Origin of the sequence: Streptomyces sp. NPDC059224, from assembly GCF_042754285.1 — a bacterium.
GTDB lineage: Bacteria > Actinomycetota > Actinomycetes > Streptomycetales > Streptomycetaceae > Streptomyces.
On the sequence record NZ_JBHZAN010000034.1, the window covers coordinates 72,666 to 97,132 of the forward strand.

Below are 24,467 nucleotides of genomic sequence, written 5' to 3' on the forward strand. Positions count from 1 at the left end.
GGTCCCGCCAGCATGCCATCGCACGACCGCACCACCGCCATCCCACGGCCGCAACCGGCCGCCGCCGACCTGGCGGTGTTCGCCTCCTACCGGAACCTGCCGGGTCTCGTCCGGCAGTTGTCCTCGCTCGGCGGCTGCGCCCAGCCCATCCGCCTCGAAGGCCACCGCACCGAGATCAACGCCGCCACCGGCGAAATCCTGCGCGAACTGAAGTCCAAGGAGCTGCCCGCCGGGCACCTCCTGGTCCGCTGCGGCAACCGCCGCACCACCCGCTGCCCCTCCTGCGCCGAGCTGTACCGGCAGGACACATTCCATCTCATGGCCGCCGGTCTGCGCGGCGGGAAGAACATCCCTGAACAAGTCGCCGCCCATCCACGGGTGTTCGTCACGCTCACCGCCCCGTCGTACGGTCCGGTTCATGGCAGGCGCTCCAGTTCCGCCGCGCGCTGCGGGTGCGGACATACCCACGCCAAGGACGACCCGGCCCTCGGCACCCCGCTCAACCCGGACCGGTACGACTACACAGGTGCCGTCCTGTGGAACGCACACTCCCCCGCCCTGTGGGCCCGCTTCATGCTCCACCTGCGCCGCACCATCGCCGCCGTTGCCGGAGTCCCGCAGCGCCTGCTCTCCAAGCTCGTCCGGGTCTCGTATGCGAAGGTAGCCGAGTACCAGCGACGCGGGCTGATCCACTTCCACGCCGTGATCCGCCTCGACGGCCCCGCAGGCGGCCACACACCGCCGCCCACCTGGGCAACCCCCGAACTGCTGACTGACGCCGTCCACGCTGCCGCCGCCCGCGCGCACGTCGACGGACCGGAGATCGACGGCCACGCCTACGCCTTCGCCTTCGCCTTCGGCAAGGAGCTGGACGTCAAGGTCATCCGGTCCGCCGCCTTCCAGGACGGCACCACCATCACCGAGGGCAAGGTCGCCGGATACGTCGCGAAGTACGCCACGAAAGGCGCCGAAAGCGCCACCGGCACCCTCGACCACCGTCTGAAGCTGATCGCCGAACTCGGCCAGGAAACCATCCCCGACCACGCCGCACGCATGATCCGCACCGCTTGGGCCCTCGGAGCCCGCCGCGACCTCGAACACCTGAAACTGCGGGCCTGGGCCCACATGCTTGGCTTCCGCGGCCACTTCTCCACCAAGACCCGTACCTACTCCACCACCCTCGGCGCCCTCCGAGCCGCCCGCGCCGCCTGGCAGCGCCGCCACACCTCCGAACCCGAACCGACCACCCTCGTCCTCGCCCACTGGGCTTACGACGGCACTGGCCTCACACCCGACCTCGAACGCCTCGCCACACTCATCGGCCGCAGCCCGACGCGCCAACAGGAGGTGACAGCCGGTGCGTGACGACGAACTCCTCACTATCCCCGAGGTCATGGCCCGCCTCAAGATCGGACGCTCCGCCCTCTACGACCTCATCCGCACCCGACGCCTGGCCTCCCTGACCATCGGCCGCGCCCGCCGCATCCCCGCCCACGCCCTGCACGACTACGTCCAGCGCCACCTGGAAGAGGCCACCCGATGACCGCCCCCAAGCGCAAGAAGTCCCGCGCGAACGGCGAAGGCACCATCTACCAGCGCAAGGACGGCCGTTGGGAAGCCGCCGGCTACGTGCTCGCCGCCGACGGCAGCCGCAAACGTGTCCGCGTCTACGGCACCACCCGAAAGGACGCCGCCGACAAACTCTCCGAGAAGATCACCGACAGCAACCGCGGCCTGCCTGTGGCGACGGCCAACCGTACGGTGGGCGATTACCTCGCATACTGGCTGAACAGCGTCGCCATCCACCGACTGCGCGAGAACACCCACACCCGCTATGCCACCTGCATCCGCCTCCACCTCGCCCCCGTCCTCGGGACGAAGAAGCTCGCCCGCCTCACCGCCAAGGACGTACGCACCTTCCTCGACCGCCTCCGGACCACCTGTCAGTGCTGCACGCAAGGGCTGGATGCGCCCAGGCACCGTTGCTGTGCCATCGGCGAGTGCTGCGTCAAGCGGCTGTCCCCGCTGACCGTGACGTACGTGCACTCGGTCCTCAAGTCCGCCCTGGAACACGCCGTCCGCGAAGACGAACTACCGCGCAACGTCGCCCGGAACGTCAAAACCACTGCGCCCCGGCCTCGCCGCTTCACACCGCTCACCGCGGCTGAAGCACGCCAGCTCCTCCAGGCGTCCAAGACCGACCGGCTGCACGCACTGTACGAACTCGCCCTGCGCACCGGCCTCCGAAAAGGCGAACTCCTCGGCCTCCACTGGGAAGACCTCGACCTCAACAGCGGCACAGCGAGCATCTGCCGACCACTCCAACGCACCCCGAGCGGCGGCCTGACCATCCTGCCCACCAAGACCCGCGCCTCCGAGCGCCGCATCGCCCTGCCCACCGAGTGTGTCCACTCACTGAAGAGCCACCAGGAACGTCAGGAAGCAGAACGCAAGGTGGCCGAGGTGGGCTGGAAGGACAGCGGTCTCGTATTCGTTACGCCGACGGCGGACCGATCGACCCGGCCAACATGACCCGGCGCTTCGGCCGACTGCTCAATCGGGCCGGGCTCCGCCGCATCCGCTTCCATGACCTACGACACTCGACGGCCACCCTGCTCCTGGAGCAAGGCGTCGACCTCGTCGTCATCAAAGAACTTCTCGGGCACGCCCACATCGGCGTCACCGCCGGCGTCTACGCTCATGTCCGACTCCGCCTCCAACACCAAGCCATCAGTCGTCTCAGCGACGCCCTCCTTGACCGCGACTCGGGCGACATTCCACCCTCCTGCTGACTCCGCAGGATTGAGCAACCGGAGCCCGGACCGAGGCACCACGGTCCGGGCTCCGTCGTCCGCTGGCGTTGCCGTCAACGTTGCCGTCAGACAGCGCCGCCGAGGCTTGGATCGCTCGGTTCCGTCGGAACACGAGCCACTGTCACTAGGCCCGAAAAGGAGCGTTCCATTATCAGCCTGTCCTGTGACGAGTAGATCCAGAATTCCGGCATCGAATCAACGATTTCCGCCACATGCGACACCATCGCTTCCTGCGATACATCCACGCTGGGAATCGCCAGACTTCCCCACTGAATCACAAGCCCCGAACACCCCCTCGCGAAGTCCCGGATAGCATTTTCTAGGTCGATGGAATCTTCTTCCTTCGACCAAACCACAAGGCTGTCATCCGCATCCCTCCAGGCAATTGAGCCATCAGAATCACGCGGGAAGCGCCCCAGGCTTTGGCGCTCGAACAGGAGATGTTCACTCAGATCCAGAAGGCGAACGCCCTCACACCCCACCCAGACTGTCCGCCGCGAACCCTGCTGGCCTGCTCGAACAAGACGGATCATAGATCGAGGCAGGAGATCTGGCTTCGATCCATAAACTTCCTCAAGTGTCATGAATTGCCACCTAGAATCTTCATGAAGTCACCCTCAGTGCCGCTCCAGGGAACAGCCCACTTCTGGGCCGACTTCCCCTTCCCGATCTCTACATTGATATGCGGACCCTTCACAGGGTCGTAGTCCATCCGAAACCTCTTGAACACGCCATCCACTCGGGTGGTGAATCCCACGACCTTCCCATAAGTGCTTTGAGCTGCTTCAAGATTTCCGACAAACGGCTTACGGGTCGCGGGGTCAACCTCTCCCATTAGATCAAGTGCCTTATTTCGCGCCTGCTCGAAGCTGCCGAAGCTGTCGAGAACTACTTCCTTACAAGGGCCGGAATTGTGGACCAATACCGGCGTCTCGCCAGCCAGCACATAGTACGTGTGGAGGTCGTCAACGGTGAGGTTGTCCATGTCACGGTCGCCAGGGACTGTGGTGACATCGGCGACGTAGACGTGGTACCCGAGGGCAGTGCTGAGGGCATGCCCTGGAAGGAGTTGGCCGGCCGGGACCCAGGCGCGGAGAGTGTCGTCCCAGAAGGGGTGGGTGGCGGTGGTGTGGAGGGTCTCGGTGCTTCCGTCGGTGCGCTGGATGCGAAGGTCGATGAGGTCGTAGTCGTGATTGATGAGGGTGGCAGCGACTTTCCGGCTGCCCTTGTGTTTGCCGCTTGCGGGGTCGGCGGCCTCGACCTTGTCCCCAGTCTTGATGTCCGCAATAGGTTTGGTCTTACCATCGGCCATCAGTACCTGGGTGGATGGAGCGAAACTGTTACGACAACCACGAGGGAGTTTGATTCTGGTCGCGAGGGATTCGCCTTCAATCGCTTCACCCTCGCCTCGTGTTGCCGCGAGCAACGCCACGTCGAAGATGAGTTTTCCCGTACCTTGGGCGCTTCTGCCGTGCGTGTAGTCATCGTATACATCTGCGGCGCGGGAGGTGATGCCCATTGCGGCGGCTGCGGCTGGGTTGGCGCTGTAGACCATCTGGGTGAGTACGGCCATGCAGTCGTCGCCGGAGGTGATGCATCGAGCATCGGTCTTGATTTGCTCGATCGGGGTGGTGACGAATGAGACGGCTGTGGTTTTCGTCTCGTGCCAAACGGTCTTGGCTACGCCGCCGAGCCAGCCTCGAACACCTCCGCCTCCGCCTCCGCCTCCGCTACTGCTTCCCCCGCCATTGCCGCCACTGCCGCCACCCGCACCCTTATCACCGGAATACTCGGGACAGATGGGGTTCTGCAGGCTCGGGCACGATCCGCCTGAGACGTTATCGCCGCCGGGGTCCATCGGAACGAACAGTCCGGTTGGGTCGCTCTTGGTGACGGGGTTGTTGTTGGCGTAGGCGTAGCCGTTCATCTGGATGGGGTCGGCGATGTCCAGGACGGGGTCTACGCTGATGAAGTGGCCGGTGTCGGGGTCGTATTCGCGGGCGCCGAGGTGGGTGAGGCCGGTGGTGGTGTCGTCGGTGCCGCCGAGGTAGCTGCGGTGGGACTGCCAGCGACCGTCCGCGGTGCCGCGGGGAACGCCGAAGGGGTCGGTCTTCTGGCGTTGGATGGTCTGTCCGGTGGTGAGGCCGATGGCGGCGACCGCGGTGCCCTGCCGGTCGGTGGCAAGCGCGCTCAGTGTGCTGCTGGTTCCGCCGTCGGTGTGACGCATGACGGTGGGGGCGCCGGCCTGGCTGTAGTAGCGCTGGCAGTAGGCGACGTCGCCGTTGGTGTCGGTGGACAGTTCGGTGTCGGGCAGGTAGAGGGTGTGGGCGCTGGTGGTGGCGGCGATGATGCGGTTGCCGTCGGCGTCGTAGAGGTAGCTGGTCTGGTCGGAGAAGGCCCATTGCTGGGCGTTGTTGCCGTTGCAGGCAGTGATCTGCAGGTCGGTGCCGTCTGTGCTGTTGGCACCCGGGACGTCGAGGCATTTGCCGGAGCTGTTGTGCTTGAGGGTTCCGGCGGTGACGGTCCACTTCTGGTCGGTGTTGCCGGTGCAGGGGGCCAGGGTGACGGGGGTGTGGTCGGTGGTGGCGCCGCCGGTGGGCATGACGCATTTGCCGAGGACGGTCAGGGCGCCGGTCTGTGTGTCGAGGTGGAAGTCCTGGGCCTTGGTGCCGTTGCAGGTGTAGATCTGCAGCGGCGTCTTGTCGGCGGTGCTCGCGCTCTGCAGGTCCAGACATTTGCCGTCGAGGCCGATGAGCTGGCCGCTGCCGGCTTTCCCGAAGCCGGAGACGGTCTTGACCTTGCCGTCCCAGGTCCAGTCCAGGGCTTGGGTGTCGCCGCCGTAGGTGCGGGTTTGTGTGTTGCCGGTCTTGTCGTAGGTGAGGTCAGCGGCTGTGTCGATGGTTGCGGTGTCGGTGGTGATGCCGGTCAGGGTGTGCGGCTGGCCGCCCGTGGTGTTGCCGTAGGCGTAGTCGGTGGTGGTGTCGTCGGTGGCATCGACCTGGCCGCCGGTCACGGTGACGGAGGGGTCGTGTTCGGTCAGGCGTTTGCGGTTGCCGAGCGTGTCGTAGGTGTACGTCTGCCAGTAGCCGTCGTTGCTGCTGGTGACGTTGGTCGCTGTGACCTTGCCGGTGGTGTCGGTGTAGACCGGGGCGGCGGTTGTCTGTCCCAGCGCCTTGCAGTCGTCGTTGGGTGAGGTCCATGCCTCGTGGAGCTGGCCGAGTGCGTCGTAGTTGAAGCACTGCCGGTCGGTGGATCCTGCGCCGTCGGTGTCTTTGAGCTGGGTGACGTTTCCGGCGTTGTCGTAGGTGTAGTAGCGGTCGTTGACGCGGGTGGGGGCTGCGGTTTCCCGGTCGGTGACGGTCCGGTCGAGCTGGCCGGTGTTCTCGTCGAACAGGTTGGTGGTCCATACCCGGTTGGGCATCTCGCCGGTGACCGTGCGCAGGACTTCGCCGTAGGGGCTGTAGCTGGTTTCGGCGGTGTACCAGTCGAGTCCGGAGGTGGAGGTCGCCAGGCCGTCGGCGTTGTAGCGGGTGATCACCTTCTCCTGGGCGAGGCCGCCGACTGCCGGGGTCGTGACCGACTGCTGCAGTCCGGTCTTCGTGTAGGTGTAGGAGTAGGTGTAGGTGGCGTCCAGGCCCGTGGTTGCCGTGGTGGTGAGGCTGAAGGGGATGGTGATGTTCTTCCCCGTGGGCCGGTACTCCGCGTCGTAGCCGGTGACGGTGGTGGTGATCGGGACGCCGTCGTTGTAGCGGGTCGCCGAGACGGGCTGTCCCTTCGCGCCCGGGATGGTGTCGTAGGTGAACTTGGTCAGCAGGTCGCCCTGGTCGTCGTCCAGGCGCTGTTCGGTGGTGCGGCCGAGGGCGTCGTAGCCGGTCCACACGGTGATGCCACGATCGTTGGTGGTGGTGAGCTGGTGGTCCAGATCGTCGTAGGTCGTGGTGGTGGTGCCGGTGTCGGGGTCGACTGCACGGATCTGGCGGCCGCGGGCGTCGTATGTCCAGGACCAGTTGTTGCCCTCGGTGTCGGTTGCCGACGCCCGGTCGCCGCGTGAGTTGTAGCCGTACGTGGTGGACGTGTGGGCGGCGTGCAGCGCGTCGGTGAACTGGTCGATGCGCACCGTGCGCTTCATCGCGTCGGTGAAGCTGCGGGTCGCCGGAGAACCCACCGGGGGGACGACGGTGGTGGCGTCCTTGTCGTAGGCGTAGGTGGTGCGTTTGGCGGTCTTCGCACTCCCGGCCTCGTAGGGGGTGACGGTCAGTGGGCGGTTCTGTCCGTCGTAGGTGGTGACCGTGGCGCTGGGAACGGCGAAGTCCGATTTCAGCTCGAACGGTGCCGTGGACGGTGCGCCGGTGGCGTAGTAGCCGTTGTTGGTGCGGCGTACGGTGCCGGCCGCGTTGTAGAGGGTGTCGGTGACGATGCGTCCGCCGCCGACGGCGTCGGCCTGTGTCTGGCGTGGACGGCCGAGGCCGTCGTAGAGGGCCACCGTGTGGGCGTAGGTGCCGTCGTCGCGGAGTGTGGAGGTGGTGACGGCGGCCGGCTTGCCGACGGTGATGTCGTAGGCGAACGTCTTGGCGGGATCGTCGGTGGTCGGGTTCTGCGAGGCCGTCCACACGGCCGTGGTCCGGCCGAGGGCGTCGTAGGCCTGGGTGACCACGTGCTTGTTGGCGTCCTCGGACTTCACCGGGCTGCCGCGGCCCGGCTCGACCGTGACGGTGGAGCTGAAGCCCATGGTGTTGTTGGTCGCCGTGGTGGAGAACACCTGTCCCGACGGGGGGGTGTAGTCCGTCGTGCCGATGTGGCCCGCGGCGTCTTGGACCGTCTTGGCGCGTCCGTAGTCGTCGTACGTGGTCTTGTTCGTACGGATCCAGCCCGTACCCAGACCGTCCGCGCCCCAGACGCTGGTGGCTTCGCCCTTGGTCGGAGCGGTGCCGTAGGCCTGGCCGTCGTAGGCGGTACGGGAGGCCGAGACGACGTCGTCGCCGGTGGCGGTCGCAGCCTGGGCACAGGTGCCTGCGGTGGTCTTGGCCTGTTCGGTCAGCCCGATCAGCCAGGCGCTGGTGTTGTGCAGGTACGAGGTCTGGGTGCAGGTCTCGTCGCCGGTCTTACCGGTGTCTCCGAGGGTTTCCACCTGGTACGGCAGGCCGTAGGTGTCGTCGTACAGGGTGCTGGATTTCACCGTCCGCGAAGTGCGGGAGTCGGAGGGGTTGGTGCCGCTGGCGGCGGTGACGGTGATGCTCTGGTCGACCTGGGTGCGGTACGCGTGCAGATCGGGCACGTCGGTGCGGGCGCGCGTGGCGAGCAGGTGGGCCGACGGGTAGGAGACGGTGCGTGAGGCGACGCTGCCTCCGGTTCCGTCGTCGTTGGCCTGGGTGTAGGTGAGGGATTCCGCCGTCATGCCCTGGAAGGCGGGCTTGTCGGTGGTGATGGTGGCACCGGTGGAGTCCTTGACCGTCACCGAGCGGGTGCCGCCGCCGGGCAGCGGGTCGCCGTCCATGCCGCGGAAGTACCGGGTGACGGTCTTGCCGCGCACGATGCCGGTGGCGGGGTCGTTCGCGCCGGTCAGGACGGTGACCTGGTCGTAGCCGCGCCACTGGTCGTAAGTGCGGGTGGTCTTCTTGCTGAACTCGGTCTGGTTCTTCGCCCAGCCGGCGCCGTCGGTGGGGTACTGGTACTCGGTGACCAGGTCGGGAACGCCGTCGACGCGGGGTTTTTGGGTGATGGAGGTGACGACGTACTTGTTGAACCAGTCGATGGTCTCCGGGCCGGAGGCCGGGTTCCAGTACACCGGATAGCAGCGGGTCCCGTTCTCCTCCGGTTTCGGATGATCGGAGGTGGCCGTGGCAGGGCATGGGTCGGAGTACTTGACGTCGATCTCGCCGCCGTACTCGGTGACCACCCGTCTGATCCGCAGCCGGTCGTACGCCGGACGCGAATCGGACGGCCCCGTGATGACCCGGTTGGGCATAGCCTCGTTGTTGTGGGAGAACTCGACCGCGTTCAGCTTCTGCTCGGTGCCGTCCGTGGCATAGCCGGTGCGCTGGATCGACTCCAGCCACAGTGGCGGGGCCGTGTCCGTCAGAGTGCGCGGAAAGGTCTGCGTCAGGTTGTACTTGTCGACCTTCGAGAGCGTCGTGGAGCCTTGCGTCCGTTGTGCGTAGGTGGTCACCGAGGACAGTCGCTTGCGCGACCAGAAGGTAGGGGCGCCCACCGAGCAGCGTTTGCCTGCGGCGCCGGAGCAGTACAGGTTGGCCGGGGTGTCGTACCACAGGCGGTACTTGCCGTAGTCCTGTGAGGTGAACGCGTCGTTGGTGCAGGTCAGACCGGTCTCGGCTTCGTCGAAACAACGCTCGTCGACAGTGAAGGCCACCCGGGCGATCGGGTCGGCGGTGAACAGGGTGTTCGAGCGCTGGCCGTAGTCGATGCGCTTCAGGTATCCGCCGCGGTCGTAGGAGACCGGCTTGGTGTACTTCTCGTTCTCGCCGTAGTAGTTGGCTTCCTTGCCCCACCACAACGACATGGCGTTGCCATGGACGTCCACGACGTAGTCCAGGTTCCACCGCCAGCCCTGGTCACAGAACGAGGATGCGAAGTCACCAGCGTGGCAGGGCTCGTCAGGCTGGTTGCCGGCCACCGGCACGGTCAGGACCGAGCCGGTGGTCTCCTCACCGCTGCTCCAGCCGGGCAGATGGTTGAGGCCGAAGTAGTACTGGGTGCCGTCCCGGGTGGTGACTCGCCAGTACTCCCCGTCCTTGTCTCCGTTGTCCTTGCTGGGGTCTTTGATGCGCTCCACTCTGGAGCCGTCGCCGTTGGCCGTCACCCAGTCGCAGCTCGGGTCGTCCAGGTTCCCCTTCGGGCAGGTGGAGGCGTCCACCACCAGCTCGGTCGTGGAGCCGCCCAGGGACAGGACGGCGTTGTACGAGCCCCAGCACATGTCCGATGTCTTGTGGGTGGCGTTGTTCGCGTCACCGCCGGTGTCGTCGCGGCAACTGCGATAGGTGCGTTCGATCGAGCCAGGCTGGTAGTCCCAGCCGTCACCGATCCATGACGCCTGGTTGTTGGTGGCCGAGGTCCGCCCGTCGACGACCTGCGAGTTGTAGCCGAAGGCGACCTTTGGTGCAGGGCCTGCCGGCACCGGGGGCACCGTCACCGGCTGCGACCAGGAGAAGGCCCCCGCGGACCCACCCGCACTCCATGTGCCCGAGGCGGCAAGCGGCGTGGCCGTGTAGTCGCCCTTCGCGCCCGACCCGGAGTCCGTCGCTGCCAGCACCACGGACCCGGTGCCCGAGGTGGCCGCCTGTGGGAGTAGCGCCTTCAGCGCGCCGATCTTCGACGTACCTGGGTGGTATACGGCCGGATCGGTCGCCGAGGTGTTGTCATTGGACAGCGAGGCTTGGTCGGCCGTGGCCGAGGCGGCGGAGGCAGCGGCGACGTCGACAGTGGCCCTGATCTGGCCTGTGTTGTCGTCGTTGTCGGTGGCCAGAGGGGTGGCCTGGTTGCACGCCTCATCCAGGGGCGTGGTCAGGAAGCACTCCGGATACGTGACGAACTGCATCCGGTCGGCCCAGTCCGCGCTGTACAGCTGCTCGAAGTCGGAGTAGTCCAGGGCAACATCCACCGAGGCGTCGGAGGCTGTGGCCGGCGGAGTCACCGTGAGCAGGGTTCCGTCTACCTCGGCCGCGGACGTCTGTGTGGGGTTGGCCACGTCGACCTGCCAGGTGCCGTCCAGTGCGGAGGCTTCCTCGGGTGTGGCGTCGGCCGGGGCGCCCAGCAGCACCGGCAGTGAATCTGCCTGCCGCAGTTCCCCTGCGGCCAGATCCGAGAGGCTTACGTTCTTTGTTCCGCTGGCGGGAGGATCGGTGTGAGCCGGTTCGTAGTCGTGCGGCGGCACCGTGGCCTCACCGGTCAGATCGTCCAGCGCGCCGGTGTCGGCGTCGGCTGCGGTGTCTTCGGCGGGCAGGTCGATGAGATTCACGCCGGCGCGGTTGCCGTTCGGTGACGGGAGTGCGGCAGCCTGGGTTGGCAGCAGCCCCACCATCAACGCCCCGGCGAGCACTGCTCCAGCGCCCAGTCGCGTGCGGCGTGCCCGCCGACGCACTGTGGCGGTACCCGGCAGCGAACCACGGCCGGACCACGACAGCGAACCAAACACCGAACAGCCCCCCAAGGCGGCTGGTGAGTAATACGCGAATCAGCCCGCGCATCCCACCCGCAAGTCGATAAGAAATACCGACGGATCCTCTGCCGGAAAACTCTGGTCGTCAAACAAAAGGCAAAGATATGTGGCGCCTGTCACACTCGGAGGAGTGGGCAAATAAAGGCTTTTCGATCTTCGCGATATCGCAACGGGCAAAATGCTCATGCACACCACATCAACACATACGTGAAGATGAGCGTCAGAGGCGATCAAGCCCACCTCGCGAGTCCGACCTGCACAGACGCCCTAGCATCCCGAGAGAACCTCGAGACGTCCTGGACGCCACCTTCACGGCGCACTCACGCACGGAGCGCCTTCCGTCTGTACGCACTCGGCGCCGCATGAATTCAAATCCGTGCTGGTGCGCGACGTATCTGTGAGGCATGATCTGCTGGCGCATTCATGTCCGTGCGGAAAACCCGACGGCGCCGAATGGCCAGCACAGGTTAACTGAGGGTTAATTCCGGCCCAATGAGGGGCGACATTATCTCCGTCTTCCGTCCACCTGTGACGGTGGACGGCCGTGGTCGGGGCCGGTTTCCGGGGAGGGAAGACGTATTCGTGGACAGACAATGGCTCCGCCTGCCCGGCCGTAGGCGGCGGGCCGCTCTGGTGGTGGCAGCCGCCGTGGCCGCAGGACTCGGTCTGAGCCAGCTGCCGGTCCTGCACCACACTGACACCGGCCGGGCCGGCGCCGCGCGGACCGGGGCTCCAAAGCTGCTGGACGAGACCACCGCCCTCGACAAGGCCCGCTCCACAGGACGGTCTGTGGAGGTCACGGCGCTGCGGGACGCGAGCAGCACCACGTACGCGCGCCCCGACGGCAGTTTCGAACTGGAGAGCCGCGCCGTGCCGTTCCGTGCGAAGGCCGGCGGGGTGTGGCGGTCCATCGACACGCACCTGCACCGCACCGCGCACGGTGGGTGGGTTCCCAACGCCGTCAACACTCCTGTCGTGTTCTCTGCCGGCAGCCGCGGCAAGCGGGTCAGCCGTTCCGAGAACCGGACCGCCGTCCGGCCGGCTGCCTTCACCGCTGCCCAGGACTCGGCCTCAACCGATCTGGCCACCCTCAGCACCGGCGGGCACCAGCTCACCCTGACATGGCCCGGCTCCCTGCCCGCCCCGGTCATCAACAACGACCGCGCCCTCTACCAGGACGTCCTGCCCGGCGTGGACCTGCTGCTGACCGCCCGTGACTCCGGGTTCTCCCACGTGCTGATCGTGAAGAACGCCGAGGCCGCCGCCAACCCCGAACTCGCCGCCCTGTCCTACGGTCTGGCCTCCCCCGACCTGACGTTCACCCTGGACCCGGTCACCCACGTCATCCACGCCAAGGACGCAGAGGGCCAGGAGGTCGCGGCCTCCCCCACTCCCTACATGTGGGACTCCGCCGGCAAACCCGCCGTCACTCAAGGCGACGACCCTGAGCCGCCGCGTCCGTCGGAGTCGCCGGCCCCCGAGGCGGGCCCCGACGTGGATCCTTCGGAAGAACCGGAGGACTCCGGCACCCCGTCCGGCCAGCCCGACTGGAACAGTGACACCGCCGCGCCGGAAGAACCAGAAGAAGACGACGCCAGCCCCGCCTCGTACAAGGCGGGCAGCACCTCAGCTCTCGTGCAGCCCGCATCCCTCACCTCCGCGGACGACACCGCATCCGTGCTCGCCCTGGACGGTCTGGCAGGCCCTCAGCCCGGCACCCACGACGCGGTGGCCGACGTCACCCTCACCGGCAGCGGCACTCTCACCGTCAAGCCGGACACGAGACTGCTGACCGCTGACTCCACCGTGTACCCGGTGTTCATCGACCCCTCGTTCAGCGGCCACACCAACAACTGGACCACCGCCTACCAGCCGCACCCCAGCTCCAGTTTCTGGAACGGCACCAACTTCAACGATGGCACCGACACGGCCCGTGTCGGCTACGAGTCCACCACCGCTGGACTGTCCCGCTCCTTCTTCCAGCTCTCCCTCTCCAGCGCGCTGCGCGGCGCCAATGTCTCCTCGGCCTACTTCTACGGCTTGGAGACATACTCCTGGTCCTGCTCCCCCCGCAGCGTCCAGCTGTGGCACACCAGCAGCATCAGCTCCGCCACGACCTGGAACAACCAGCCCTCCTGGATCGACCAGATCGACGCCCAGACCGTTGCCAACGGCTACAACAGCGGCTGCGCCGACGACTGGGTGAAGTTCACCGCCACCTCTCTCGGCCAGGACGCCGCCGACAATGGCTGGGGCTATGTCACCCTGGGCCTGCAGGCAGCCGACGAGAGCCACCCCGACCCGTGGAAGAAGTTCGAGGCCAGCAGCAGCAACTCCCCCTACCTGAAGATCACCTACAACCGGAAGCCCAAGGAACCCACCCACCTGTCCATGAGCCCCGGTCCCGGCTGCGACACCAGCGGGGAATCCTCGGTCGGCAAGTCGGACCTGACCTTCGCGGCCACCGCCAGCGACCCGGACGGTGACCTGCGGTACCTCGACTTCGAGGTCTGGCAGGACGGCAGCAGCAGCAAGATCCTCGACGGCAACCACACTGTCGACGCCAACGGGCACGCCAGCGTCACCGCCACGGCGAGCAAGTTCGCCAACGGCAAGACGTACTGGTGGCGGGTGCGCGCCATCGACTCCACCGGCGCCGCCTCCACCTACGCCCCGGACGGCAGCGACAACTGCGGATTCGTCTACGACGCCACCAAACCCAACTCCCCCAAGGTCACCTCCACCCAGTTCCCCGAGGACGACGGCACCGGCGCCCTCTGGAGCACCGTCACCTACGGCACCGCCGGGGACTTCACCCTCAGCGCCAACGGAACCGCCGACACCACCAGGTACGAGTTCTCCTTCGACTCCACCAGCTTCGGCGGCACCAAGAGCCCCACCACCGCCGGCGGCAGCGTCACCGTCTCCCTCAAACCCCACCACGCCGGCCCCAACGTCCTCTACGCACGCGCCCTCGACTCCGCCGGCAACCCCTCAAGCCCGATCAAGTACCTCTTCTACGTCACACCCCGCGACCACGCCGACGGCCCCGGCGACCTGACCGGCGACGCCATGCCCGACGTCATCGTCGTCGACCAGTTCAAGGACCTGCGGGTCTACCCCGCCGGCAGCATCGGCGACCTCTACGCCTACAACCGTGCCGCCTACGACCAGAAGGGCCTCATCGAAACCAACACCGGCTACTCCGACGACTACTGGACCGGCGCCCTGCTCACCCACAACGGCGACTTCCTGCCCGGCGACGGCCTCCAGGACATGGTCGCGCGCATGCCCGACGGCAAGCTGTACGTCTACCCCGGCGACGGATACGGCAGCTTCGACGTCAGCCAGCGCACCCAGATCCTGCTCCCCGCCGACGCACCCGACCCCGCCAGCCTCGACCAGATCCTCGCCGCCGGAGACATCGACGGCGACGGCCGCCCCGACCTGCTCGCCACCGAAGGCAACCACTTCTGGGCCTTCCTCGGCTACACCGGAGGAGCCTTCAGCAGCACCGTCCTGGAAAACGGCGGCACCGCCTGGCCCGACCGTGACCTCGTATCCGTCGGCGACCACAACAACGACGGCACCGTCGACCTGGTCTTCCGCACCCTGTCCACCGGACAACTCACCCTGCGCTACGGCAAGCCCAAGCCCGGAGGCGGCACCGTACTCGACTCCCTCGGTACTGCCGGAAACTCACTCAACGGCAAAGACAACACCTACGCCGCCTCAGGCTGGACCACCGCCACCGTCCGGCTCCTCCTCGGCACACCCGACGCCAACCACGACGGCATCCCCGACATGTGGGCTGTCATGAACGACGGCTCCGTACGGATGTACAGCGGCGGCACCACCACCGTCGGCACCTACACCACCGTCGTCAGCAACGGCTGGAGCGGCAAACTCACCATCGGCTGACCGCCAACACGACACCGGGGGCAGCCATAGTCGATGTTCCTCTCATGAGTCCCATCTGCCCCTCTGTCAACACACCCCGCATCTCGGGGGAAGCTCAGAGCAGGTCCAGGGTCGGCACCAGGATCAGGACCCGGCGCGCGGACAGGCGGTTCGCCGACTCCACCCCGATCAGGGTCTTCCCCGACCCGGTGGCAGCGATCACCTGGGTACGGAGACCCTCGGGCGGGATGCCCTGGCCGGGCTGCTCGGAGAGGTGGCGCAGCACCGCGTCCACGGCTTCCACCTGGTGCGGGCGAAGGGTCATACGCGTCATTCCGGATCCATTCTGGATCGCCTTCAAATCGCACTTCGGGATCGAGAGCTTCTACTGCCGGCCCGGCATCGACGGCGCTCACGAGAAGGGCGGGGTCGAAGGGCAGATCGGCTATTTCCGGCGCAACCCCTTCACCCCAGTGCCCGAGGTCGCCTCGTTGTCGGAGCTGAACGAGCTGGTCGAGCAGTGGGACCAGCACGACGGCCGGCGCCGGATCGGGTCCCGGCCGCGAACGATCGACGAGTACTTCGAGGTCGAGAGGCCGCTGCTGATGCCGCTGCCCGAGGAGCCGTTCGAGACCGGGCGGGTGTTCACGCCTCGCGTCGACCGCTACAGCCAGATCGCGGTCCGCACCAACCGCTACTCAGTGCCGGTGAGGCTGATCGGCAAACGGGTCAGGGTGATGCTGCACGCCTCTCACCTGGTAGTTTACGACAAGAATGTGGAAGTGGCCCGCCATGAGCGGCTGATCGCCAAGGGCAGCTGCCGCCTGGAACTGGACCACTACCTCGAAGCCCTGATCCGCAAGCCAGGCGCCTTCCCCGGCGCGACGGCACTCGAGCAGGCCCGCTCCGCCGGCAAGTTCACTCCTGTCCATGACGCCTGGTGGGCCGCAGCGGTCAAGGCACACGGCGACACCGAGGGCACCCGGGCCTTGATCGAGGTGCTCCTGATGGCCCGGCACATCCCGCACGAGTACCTGGTCGCCGGTCTGGCGACCGCGTTGCGGGCCGGGGCCCTGACCGCGGACGCGGTCGCCCTGGAGGCCCGCAAAGCCGCCCAGACCGAGGATGAAACCGCTCCAGCCACCTCGTCTGCGCTGGCCACCGGGCAGCCGCCGGCGACCGTGACGTTCCTGCACGAGTGGAAGCTGAACCACCTGCCGCCGGACACCAGGCCACTGCCCTCGGTGACGCCCTACGACCAGTTGCTCCGACGTCGCGCCAGCGGCGGTGACCACCGAGAGGGAGAAGCACAGTGACCCTGCCCCGCCAGCGAGGACTGACCGAGCAAGCCGCCACCACCGCCATCGACACCGCCTGCCGTCTGCTGCGGCTGCCGTCGATCCGCAACGAGTTCGCCGACATCGCCGACCGGGCCGCCAAGGACCAGATGACCTACCGCGGCTTCCTCGCCGAGCTGCTGATGGCGGAGTGCGACGACCGGGCCCGCCGACGCTCGGAACGGCGGATCAAGGCAGCCGGGTTCCCAAGGGAGAAGTCACTACGGACCTTCGACTTCGACGCCAACCCCAACACCGACGCGGCCACCATCAACACCCTCGCCAGCTGCGAGTGGATCAAGAAGAGCCAGCCGCTCTGCCTGATCGGCGACTCCGGCACCGGCAAGTCCCACATGCTCATCGCCCTGGGCACCGAGGCCGCCATGAAGGGCTACCGCGTCCGCTACACCCTCGCCACCAAGCTGGTGAACGAGCTGGTTGAAGCCGCCGACGAGAAGCAGTTGAACAAGACCATCGCCCGCTACGGCCGCGTCGACCTTTTGTGCATCGACGAGCTCGGATACATGGAACTGGACCGGCACGGCGCCGAGCTGCTGTTCCAGGTTCTGACCGAGCGGGAGGAGAAGAACAGCGTCGCCATCGCCTCAAACGAGTCGTTCGGCAGCTGGACGAAGACCTTCACCGACCCCCGTCTCTGCGCCGCCATCGTCGACCGGCTCACCTTCAACGGCACCATCATCGAGACCGGAACCGACTCCTACCGCCTCGCCAGCACCCGAGCCCGTGCCGAACACGCAGAAGCGGGCTGATCAACCGCTCCACCGCCTGGCCGGCAACCGCTGAAGGCCGGCCAGGCCGACATCATCCGAGCGGGACAGGCCCTCCAACCCGGGGACCAGCGTCCAGATGAGCTGCGATGCGCGTAATCGTCCGGGCATTGTCCTCGAACAGATGCGCCTGCATGCCCGCCGCCTGAGCAGCCTCAACATTTACTGCGAGATCGTCGATGAACAGACAGCTCTCCGGCCGCACCTCCAGGCTGGCGCATACGGTCTCGAAGGCACGCGGGTCCGGCTTCTCGATGCCGATCTCGTGCGAGTACACGATCTGCTCGACCAGTTCGTCGAAGTGATACAGCGCGGTCTCCCGTTCCCGGGCACCGACGAAGCTGTTGCTCAGGATGCCCAGCCTGCAGCTTCCTCGCAGCCCACGCACGTAAGCGATGAGCTCCTCGTTAGGCGTTCCCAGGTACTCCGCCCAGAGATCAGCCATGAAGGCTTCAACCTGGGGCGCGTCGAGCCCCAAGCGTGCTGCCACCTGCTCGTGAACCTCTCGTTCACTGATACTCCCGACGCTCCCGGCTTGCCACACGTCGCGCATCCGCCCATGCACAGTGCCGAACGGCAACCTCAGCCGCTCTTCCCACCGCTGCACACACCCCGTTTCCGGCGTGATCTCCAGCACGCCACCGATATCGAGAATGACGCAGGTCGCCGTCACTCGAACTCCCCCTCTTCGTCCAGCCCGGCTGGCGAGCGCACACCGCTCGCTCGTGTGATCTACGGAGACACTGTCGCCCTTCCCTCTGGGGCAAGGTCAAGCGATCTTGAAACCTTGTGGCAGCCCTGTTGCGAGCCGCCGACACGACTCGGCTGCATCGGCAGGCGCCTTCAAAACTCGTGACGAACCGCAGAGTCCTCGGCCGGACGATGACGTCAGAACTCGTCAACAAACGCTGCCGCAAGAAGTGATCGAAGCCACTGGTAGCCGCCGTCGGCGATGGTCGTCGTGGTGCCGACAGCCTCCTTGGCCCCGGATTCCTCCCAGCCGCGAGCGTCGTGCCGGTTTCCCGGCAAGGGGCGTCCGACCACGACGACCAGCCGGGTGTCAGCGTCGATGACGACCTGGTGCGCAGTGGAATAGCGATAGTTCTTCGACTGCTCGGCCACCGAGTGGTCACGGGTGGGCACCAGGGTGCCGTCGACGATGAGCACGGTGCCTTTGCGGAACCGCTTCCGCTGTTGAAGCGCCAGCAACGGGCCGATGTGGTCGATGATCCGGTCAGCGGCCGACTTGGAGATCCCGAACAGCAGAGCAAGCTGTCGCATCGTCAAGTTCGTGCGCCAGTACGTCGTCACCAGCAGGACACGGTCCTCCAGCGGCAGACTCCAGGGCCGGCCGCGCTGCTGATCCAAGGCTTGCTCGCGTCGCACCGAGGCAACCAACTTGCCGAAGCAGCGCGAGCTCAGTCCAGTGAACGGCTCTATCCAGGACGGCACTGACGCCGTGATCACACCAGCCACCACATGATCGTTTCACTCGGCGAGAAGCAGCCACCGCCCCCATGTCTTCTCGGCCCGAGCCGGTCCAAAATGCCGCCATGGCCGACGAAGAGCACACCAAACCCGCCGCGCGCTCCTTCCTGTCATGTGTCACCGAGGTGGCACGGCTGATGGACCTCGGGGATGCGGCCGACGTGCCGGACGCACGCCGCGCGCGGCACCTGGCCCATGCGGTCCGCAAGCCGCTGCTCGAACGAGCCCACCTCCCCGAGGAGTTCTTCGCCCCGTTGCTGGCCGCAGCCGTCTACGACCCAGACCCCAGCTTCTGCCGCTGGTTCGTCGAACCCGCGGTCTACGCCTTCGGGCGCCGCCGAGTCATGACCACACTGCTCGACTATCTACGGACCGGCACGGACGCGGAGCAGGCAGGCGCCAAGCGGGCCTGGTACTGCGCCCACGTGCCGCTCCGCGCAGACCGGTCCCCTGCCTACGCACCTGGCGGAAGCCGCGATCCCGCACTGGACGAGTCCCGCGACGTAATGAACGAGTGGCAAGAAGCCCTTCAGGGATCAGCCATGTGAGACGGTGCCGTCACCCTGGGGCTGTTGCTCACGCCGCCCACTTACGGGACAGCGCTTAGGCGGCGAATCCGATGTTGGTGACGTATTCGTACTGGCCCCACTGGGAGCCGAGGTCGACCACCGCGTCATCGACCCATGCGTGGTCGAGGGCGTCGTCATCGTCGGCGGCCCATGCGGCGACGATCCGGTCCCAGCGCCGGACGTTCAGCGTGCGGAATTCCACCGCCCGCTGTTGGGGTCGGGTGACCTGGGACTGGTTGAGCGGGTGGAACTCCACGCGGGTGCCGCGGCCGTCGCGGTTGAGGCGGGCGAGGAGGTAGCGGGCGACGTTCTCGCGCCGCACGGTGCGGTAGGCCTGCTCGATCGCGGCGAGGTTCGCGCGGGAGGGTGAGCGGGTGCCGGCGAGCCAGGCCCGGATGGTGCGGGGCGTGGCGGTCAGGCCGGCCTCGCGGGCGGCCGTACGGGCGTGGTCGGAGCGGGTGAGGTAGTGCAGGCGGGCGAGCAGGCCTCGCCGGGCGGTGATCGGGGTGGCGATGTACCCGGCGAGGGTGTCGAGCTGGCGGGCGACGGCTTCGTGGCCCTTGATGCCGCGCGCGCCGAACTTGCCGAAGTCGAGGTTACGCTCGGGCATGTCAGGCCTCTTCCGGAGTCGTGGGGTCGGCGCTGCCGACGGTGTAGACGTCCTTCACCTTCACCTCGGTCACACCGCGCCCTTCGGGAAAGATAGCGCGCCAGTCCCCGGCCACGTGCAGCTCGTCGGTGCCCATCGCCCGCACCACCATCAGACCCTCGTCGTAGGCGCGGTGGGCCTTCCACCACAGGTTCGCGAACGCCTGCGAGCGGATGAGGTGCATCCAGTCGGTGCGGTACAGCTCCCGGTTGTAGTTCGACTCCCCCATGGTCGACACGAACTTCGAGTACATCGCCTTGACGTACTCCAGCGTCACCTCGTCGCCGTCGGCGATCGCCCGGTCCCGGGCGTCTTTGAGCGTGATCCGGAACTTCTCCAGCAAGCCCTCCGTGGCTCCCGACGTCCACGACTCGTGGATGACGGGCGGGTCGCACAGTCCGTACTTCGGGCCGGAGACTCGCAGGAGCAGGCGCAGGGTTGGCTCGGTCACCCACAGCGGGCCCGGTTCGTCGCGCTGGCCGATCGGGTTCGGGAGGTGGGCGTCGTGGTCCCAGTCGGGCGGGGTGATCAGGTGGATGCCGGCGCGGCGTCGGTCGTGCTGGCCGCCCTCGGTGTGCTCCAGCTGCCCGAGCGGCAGGTGGGTCTTGAGCGCGGACAGGTAGGCGCCGTTGATGTCCAGCGCGGTCACCTCGTGCTGCCCGGCCGGGAGTTCCGGCCGGGTCCACTTCGGGCGTGCTTCCCACACCTGGTCGGCGCCGCGGGCGGTCTGCTTGCGCAGCACGTCCGGCAGCCACGGATGCGCAACGACGTCATAGCGGCCGCCCGTGCGGGACTGGTCCAGCAGGGCCATCGCGTCCGGGATCGCCCGCTTCACCAGCACCGCCGTCGCCGCCGCGACATCCCCGCCCTGCTCGGTCAGCGCGGCCGCAACCGCCGAGGAGATCCGCTCGGCGAGCGGGTCCGGGGCGTCAGCGGGCTTCACCCGGCGGCCGACCGCTACGACCTTCACACCCTGCCGGCTGCGGGGGGACTGCCGCTCCCCGCCGGTCCGGCCGCTCTGTACCAGGCCGGAAACCGGGGTCGGCGCGGGAGGGGGTGCCGGCTGCGGGGCCGCAGGTGCGGTGGTGCACTCGGTGGGGTCCAGGTGCTGGGGGAACCCGGCGACCTGGTGGCGGGCCGGCTGCCCGCACAGCACGCACGGCTGGGGCACGGCGAGCACGTCGCCGTCGTCGCTGTCGTCACCGGGGGCCTGGCCGCCGCTTTCGGGGGTGGCCGCGGCTGTCTCCGCCGAACTGGAGCTGTCGGCAGCAGACGGACCGGCGGTGGTCGTACGGGCGTCGAGCTTGGCCTGTGCCTGCTCCAGGAAGTACGCGTAGCGCTCGCGGGGCTCCCCGGCGGGCTCGCGGCCGGCTTCCCAGCCGCTGAGCGTCGACGCACTCACCCCGACCGCCCGAGCCACCTGAGCCTTCGACAGGCCCACGCCCTCGCGCAGTTGGCGGCGGACATCCGGGCGCGGCAGCGGGACTTCGTCCCGCACACCGGCGAGCAGCGCGTCGATGGCGGCGCGGCCGCTGGTGTTCGTGTCCCGGTCCATCGGGACTTCCTTCCTTGACCGTCCGTGTGGCGCTGCGCGAGCCGCTCTGCATCCTGTCCGGCAGCAGGCGGCGGGGAAAGTCCGGTGGCTGTTCCGGAACCATCGCCATAATAACTTACAGTGAGGCATTATGGTGTCTGCAAGACATCTTCTCCAGCTTGCCGAAGGGCGCGTACCGATGGCCACGGACCCTCCCCCCGCTCTCTCCGCGCCCGCGGCGGAGGAGCTGTGGACCGTCTCCGTGGTGGCCGAGTACCTGGGGTTCACGGGGGGATCGGCGACCGGTTCGGCCCGCAGGCAGCTGTCGCGGTGGGGCATCGCAGCGGTGGGACGGGAGCCCGGGCGCAGCGGCCAGTCACTGTATCGGGCAGCGCAGGTCCGCGCGGCGCACCTGGCACGCCCCGGGCGCGGCCGGCACGGGGCCCGCAGGAGCGAGGGCGGGCGCTTCACGACGTCCACCGACACCGAGAACCCCGCTGCACCCGCCTGGCGCGCACAAGGACGGCCGGCCACTTCCCGGCGCACGGCCGCCCTGCCACCCATGAGTCACCAGAGCTCACCGGACCCGGAGGACCCCCTGTCGTGACCGTCACGCTGCGCCCGCATCAAGTCGAGGCCGTCGACGCGGTCCTCCATCACCTGTCCGAACAGCCCGGCCAAGGCATTCCCCCCGAGGGTCTGCGCACGCAGGTCATCGCCGCCACCGGTTCCGGAAAGACCCTGATCGGCGTGGCAGCGGCGAGCCGCCTGTCCGCACGCCGGGTACTGGTCCTGGTGCCCACCCTGGACCTGCTGTTGCAGATGGCGAGCGCGTGGCGGGAGGGCGGGCGGCGTGGGGCGATGATCGGGGTGTGCTCGCTGCGGGGCGCGGACAGCCAGGGGGTGCCGTGCACGACGGACCCGGACGAACTGATCGCGTGGACCGCCGGCGACGAGACCGTGACGGTGTTCGCGACGTACGCGTCGGTCGGCATGGGCACCCTCCAGCGCGCGCACGTCGCGGGCCTGCCGGTGTGGAGCCTGGTGGTGGTGGACGAGGCCCACCGGGTCAGCGGTGACGGGCTGAAGCCGTGGGCGGCCGTCCACGACCAGACCCAAGTGCCCGCCGTCCGGCGGCTGTACATGACCGCCACGGCGCGCGTGTGGGAGGCCGACGGTGACCGGCCGCGGCTGGTGGCGTCCATGGACGAGGACTCGCCGCTGTTCGGGCCGGTGGCGTACAAGCTGAAGCTGTCCGAGGCGATCCGGCTCGGTTTGGTGGCGCCGTATCAGGTGCTGTGCCTGGACATCCGCGACCCCGGCCTCTACGCCACTCTCACCACCGAGGCGACCGGATCCGACGCGGTACGCGGAGCGCGGCTGGCGGCCGTGCAGACCGGGCTGATGCGGGCTGCGGTTGAGGAGCGCTTCCGGCGGGTGCTGTCCTTCCACAGCCGGGTCGGCGAGGCGATGGCGGCCGCCGTGCCGGTGACGGCAGGCCGTCTCGCCGAGGACGACCCCGGCACCTTCCCGCCGGCCGAGCAGGTGTGGGCGCAGTGGCTGTACGGCGAGCACGCCCCCGCCCACCGCCGCCACGTCCTCGAGGAGTTCGCCTCCGACTACCTCACCGACCCGGGCCCGGATGGTGCGGACGTGCGCGCCGAGCTGCGGGTGCTGTCATCGGTGCGGGTGCTGGGAGAAGGCGTCGACACCGCCGAATGCGACGCCGTGCTCTTCGCGGATGCCCGCGGCTCCATGGTGGACATCGTGCAGATGGTCGGGCGTGCTCTGCGCATGCGGCCCGGCGTGGGCAAGCTGGCCACGCTGATCGTTCCGGTATTCCTCGGGGAAGGCGAGGATGCGAACGAACTGCTCACCTCGGACGCCTACGGCACCCTCGCAAAGATCCTCGGTGCCCTGCGGGCATACGACACGGACACGATCGAGGCACTCGCCGACCCTCGTGTCCGCAACGCCCGTCCGGCCGCTGAGGACGGCGAGTTGGAGCGGGACGGCGACGACGGCCAGGAGGAGGACGTCGTCGACCGGGTCGGTACGGCGGCGGCCGGTGTGCTCAGGTTCAGCGAGGAACGCGACCCAGCCGCCCTCGCGCAGTTCGTCCGGCTGCGGGTCATCGACCCCGAAGCTGCGTACTGGCTGCGCGGGATCGAAGCCGCCACCCGTTGGCTGCGCGAGACCGGCAACACCGAGCTGCGCGTCCCGTACACGTACGTCACGCCGGAGGACTGGGGCGCGGTCGGCGGCCATCCGCTGGGGGTGTGGGTAGCCGATCAGCGCCGCTACTACGCGGCCGGGACCCTGGAAGCGGCCCGCGTGAAGCAACTGGAGGCGCTGGGGATGGTGTGGTCGGTACAGGCGTCCGCATGGGAGGCCGGCCTCGCCGTCGCCCGCTCCTACGCCGCAGCACACGGGCATCTCCTCCCGCCCACCGGGGCCGTGTGGGGCGGCGACAACTTCCCCATCGGCGTCTGGGTCAAGAACGCCCGCGCAGCGGCCCGCAAGACGGCTGAGAACGCCGAACGACGTCAGGTTGGGGAATCGGTCCCGTACGCGGGGGAGCTGTCAGAGGGCCGTCTGGAGGCTTTGGCTGATGTGGATCCTGGCTGGTGCCCGGCATGGGAGATCGGATGGCAGCGCAGCTACCGGCTCACCCTCGCCCACGTGAAGGCCGGAGGCGCACTCCCGGCCGGGCCCGGTGAACTGATCGTCCAGGGCGAAGACCTGGGCGTGTGGATGGCTGGCCAGCGGACTGGCTGGGAGCGGCTGATGCCGGCGCAGCGGTACCTCTTGGAGGCGATCGGCATCCAACCCGCAGTGGAGGGTGAGCCGGTGCCGGGCGCGCCCCGCACGCAGGATGCTCGATGGAACGCCAACCTCGCGGCCGCACGGCAGTTCCACGTACGGGAGGGGCATCTCCAGGTACCCCGCAAGGCCGTAGAGATCGTGGACGGCGAGGAGATCAAGTTGGGGGCGTTCCTCGACAACACCCGCCGCCGCGCCTCGAAGTTGAGCCCGCAGCGCCGCGCCGACCTCCACACCCTCGGCATGCGCTGGTAGCAGCGGCCAGACACAGCGTTGCCCGCCCCGGGAAGCCGGGAGCGGGCAACGGTCGTACACGTGGTCGTGAAGGGGGGTCGCCTACGCGGCGAAAGGCTCCATGAGGCTTCAGCCGAACGATCGTCCTCATGGGCTATA

At 67.8% G+C, this 24,467-nt stretch carries 12 protein-coding genes and 3 pseudogenes; 8 read left to right on the forward strand and 7 right to left on the reverse strand.

Annotation, left to right across the window (positions count from 1 at the left end):
* Window positions 1–12: 12 nt before the first annotated feature.
* The 3 genes and pseudogenes from ACFXI4_RS33215 to ACFXI4_RS33225 all read left to right on the forward strand — a co-directional run bounded on the left by ACFXI4_RS33215 (window position 13) and on the right by ACFXI4_RS33225 (window position 2,792).
* Window positions 13–1,365, forward strand: a complete 1,353-nt coding sequence (locus ACFXI4_RS33215) for a replication initiator (protein WP_384997875.1) — start codon at window positions 13–15, stop codon at window positions 1,363–1,365.
* Window positions 1,358–1,543: a helix-turn-helix domain-containing protein gene (locus ACFXI4_RS33220; protein ID WP_384997877.1), complete on the forward strand. Its 186-nt coding sequence runs from the start codon at window positions 1,358–1,360 to the stop codon at window positions 1,541–1,543. Before ACFXI4_RS33215 ends, ACFXI4_RS33220 begins: the two co-directional genes overlap by 8 nt.
* Window positions 1,540–2,792, forward strand: a pseudogene (locus ACFXI4_RS33225) (tyrosine-type recombinase/integrase). Before ACFXI4_RS33220 ends, ACFXI4_RS33225 begins: the two are co-directional and overlap by 4 nt.
* A gap of 86 nt (window positions 2,793–2,878) precedes the next feature.
* On the opposite strand, the gene ACFXI4_RS33230 reads toward ACFXI4_RS33225, so the two are convergent.
* Both ACFXI4_RS33230 and ACFXI4_RS33235 read right to left on the reverse strand, forming a co-directional pair.
* A complete protein-coding gene (locus ACFXI4_RS33230) occupies window positions 2,879–3,397 on the reverse strand; it encodes a hypothetical protein (RefSeq protein ID WP_384997879.1) in 519 nt (172 codons plus the stop codon).
* Window positions 3,394–10,785 (reverse strand): ricin-type beta-trefoil lectin domain protein, encoded by a 7,392-nt coding sequence (locus ACFXI4_RS33235; RefSeq protein ID WP_384997881.1) that lies wholly within the window; start codon window positions 10,783–10,785, stop codon window positions 3,394–3,396. The genes ACFXI4_RS33230 and ACFXI4_RS33235 overlap by 4 nt, the downstream gene beginning before the upstream one ends.
* A gap of 783 nt (window positions 10,786–11,568) precedes the next feature.
* On the opposite strand from ACFXI4_RS33235, the gene ACFXI4_RS33240 reads away from it, so the two are divergent.
* Window positions 11,569–14,907, forward strand: coding sequence for an FG-GAP-like repeat-containing protein (locus ACFXI4_RS33240; RefSeq protein ID WP_384997883.1), 3,339 nt, complete (start codon window positions 11,569–11,571; stop codon window positions 14,905–14,907).
* Window positions 14,908–15,004: 97 nt separating this feature from the next.
* Here ACFXI4_RS33240 and ACFXI4_RS33245 read toward each other — a convergent pair.
* A pseudogene (locus ACFXI4_RS33245) lies at window positions 15,005–15,220 on the reverse strand (DEAD/DEAH box helicase family protein); the annotation flags it as partial.
* A gap of 157 nt (window positions 15,221–15,377) precedes the next feature.
* Between ACFXI4_RS33245 and ACFXI4_RS33250 the strand changes: the two are divergent.
* Complete coding sequence (locus ACFXI4_RS33250) at window positions 15,378–16,202, forward strand: hypothetical protein (RefSeq protein ID WP_384997885.1); 825 nt, start codon at window positions 15,378–15,380, stop codon at window positions 16,200–16,202.
* Window positions 16,199–16,993, forward strand: coding sequence for an IS21-like element helper ATPase IstB (gene istB / locus ACFXI4_RS33255; protein WP_384997887.1), 795 nt, complete (start codon window positions 16,199–16,201; stop codon window positions 16,991–16,993). The genes ACFXI4_RS33250 and istB overlap by 4 nt, the downstream gene beginning before the upstream one ends.
* A 52-nt stretch (window positions 16,994–17,045) precedes the next feature.
* On the opposite strand, the gene ACFXI4_RS33260 is transcribed toward istB, so the two are convergent.
* Both ACFXI4_RS33260 and ACFXI4_RS33265 read right to left on the reverse strand, forming a co-directional pair.
* A complete protein-coding gene (locus ACFXI4_RS33260) occupies window positions 17,046–17,684 on the reverse strand; it encodes an HAD family hydrolase (protein WP_384997889.1) in 639 nt (212 codons plus the stop codon).
* A 263-nt stretch (window positions 17,685–17,947) separates the two neighbouring features.
* Window positions 17,948–18,487: pseudogene (locus ACFXI4_RS33265) on the reverse strand (transposase family protein); the annotation flags it as partial.
* 77 nt (window positions 18,488–18,564) lie between these two features.
* Between ACFXI4_RS33265 and ACFXI4_RS33270 the strand changes: the two are divergent.
* The gene (locus ACFXI4_RS33270) at window positions 18,565–19,047 is read left to right on the forward strand and encodes a hypothetical protein (RefSeq protein WP_384997891.1); all 483 of its coding nucleotides are present in this window, start codon (window positions 18,565–18,567) and stop codon (window positions 19,045–19,047) included.
* A 55-nt stretch (window positions 19,048–19,102) separates the two neighbouring features.
* Here the strand turns inward: ACFXI4_RS33270 and ACFXI4_RS33275 are convergent, their stop codons facing one another.
* Window positions 19,103–19,678 carry a transcriptional regulator gene (locus tag ACFXI4_RS33275; RefSeq protein ID WP_384997892.1) on the reverse strand — a complete coding sequence of 192 codons (576 nt, stop codon included), beginning with the start codon at window positions 19,676–19,678 and terminating at the stop codon, window positions 19,103–19,105.
* 1 nt (window position 19,679) lies between these two features.
* Window positions 19,680–21,272, reverse strand: a complete 1,593-nt coding sequence (locus ACFXI4_RS33280) for a helix-turn-helix domain-containing protein (protein WP_384997894.1) — start codon at window positions 21,270–21,272, stop codon at window positions 19,680–19,682.
* A 582-nt stretch (window positions 21,273–21,854) separates the two neighbouring features.
* On the opposite strand from ACFXI4_RS33280, the gene ACFXI4_RS33285 reads away from it, so the two are divergent.
* The gene (locus ACFXI4_RS33285) at window positions 21,855–24,329 is read left to right on the forward strand and encodes a Helicase associated domain protein (protein WP_384997897.1); all 2,475 of its coding nucleotides are present in this window, start codon (window positions 21,855–21,857) and stop codon (window positions 24,327–24,329) included.
* The last annotated feature ends 138 nt before the right edge of the window (window positions 24,330–24,467 follow it).

What these genes read in the sequence shown, in the direction of transcription:
- ACFXI4_RS33270 (WP_384997891.1), top strand. Translation starts at nt 18,565, where the DNA reads ATGGCCGACGAAGAGCACACCAAACCCGCCGCGCGCTCCTTCCTGTCA.
- ACFXI4_RS33275 (WP_384997892.1), bottom strand. Translation starts at nt 19,678, where the DNA reads ATGCCCGAGCGTAACCTCGACTTCGGCAAGTTCGGCGCGCGCGGCATC.
- ACFXI4_RS33230 (WP_384997879.1), bottom strand. Translation starts at nt 3,397, where the DNA reads ATGACACTTGAGGAAGTTTATGGATCGAAGCCAGATCTCCTGCCTCGA.
- ACFXI4_RS33280 (WP_384997894.1), bottom strand. Translation starts at nt 21,272, where the DNA reads ATGGACCGGGACACGAACACCAGCGGCCGCGCCGCCATCGACGCGCTG.
- ACFXI4_RS33215 (WP_384997875.1), top strand. Translation starts at nt 13, where the DNA reads ATGCCATCGCACGACCGCACCACCGCCATCCCACGGCCGCAACCGGCC.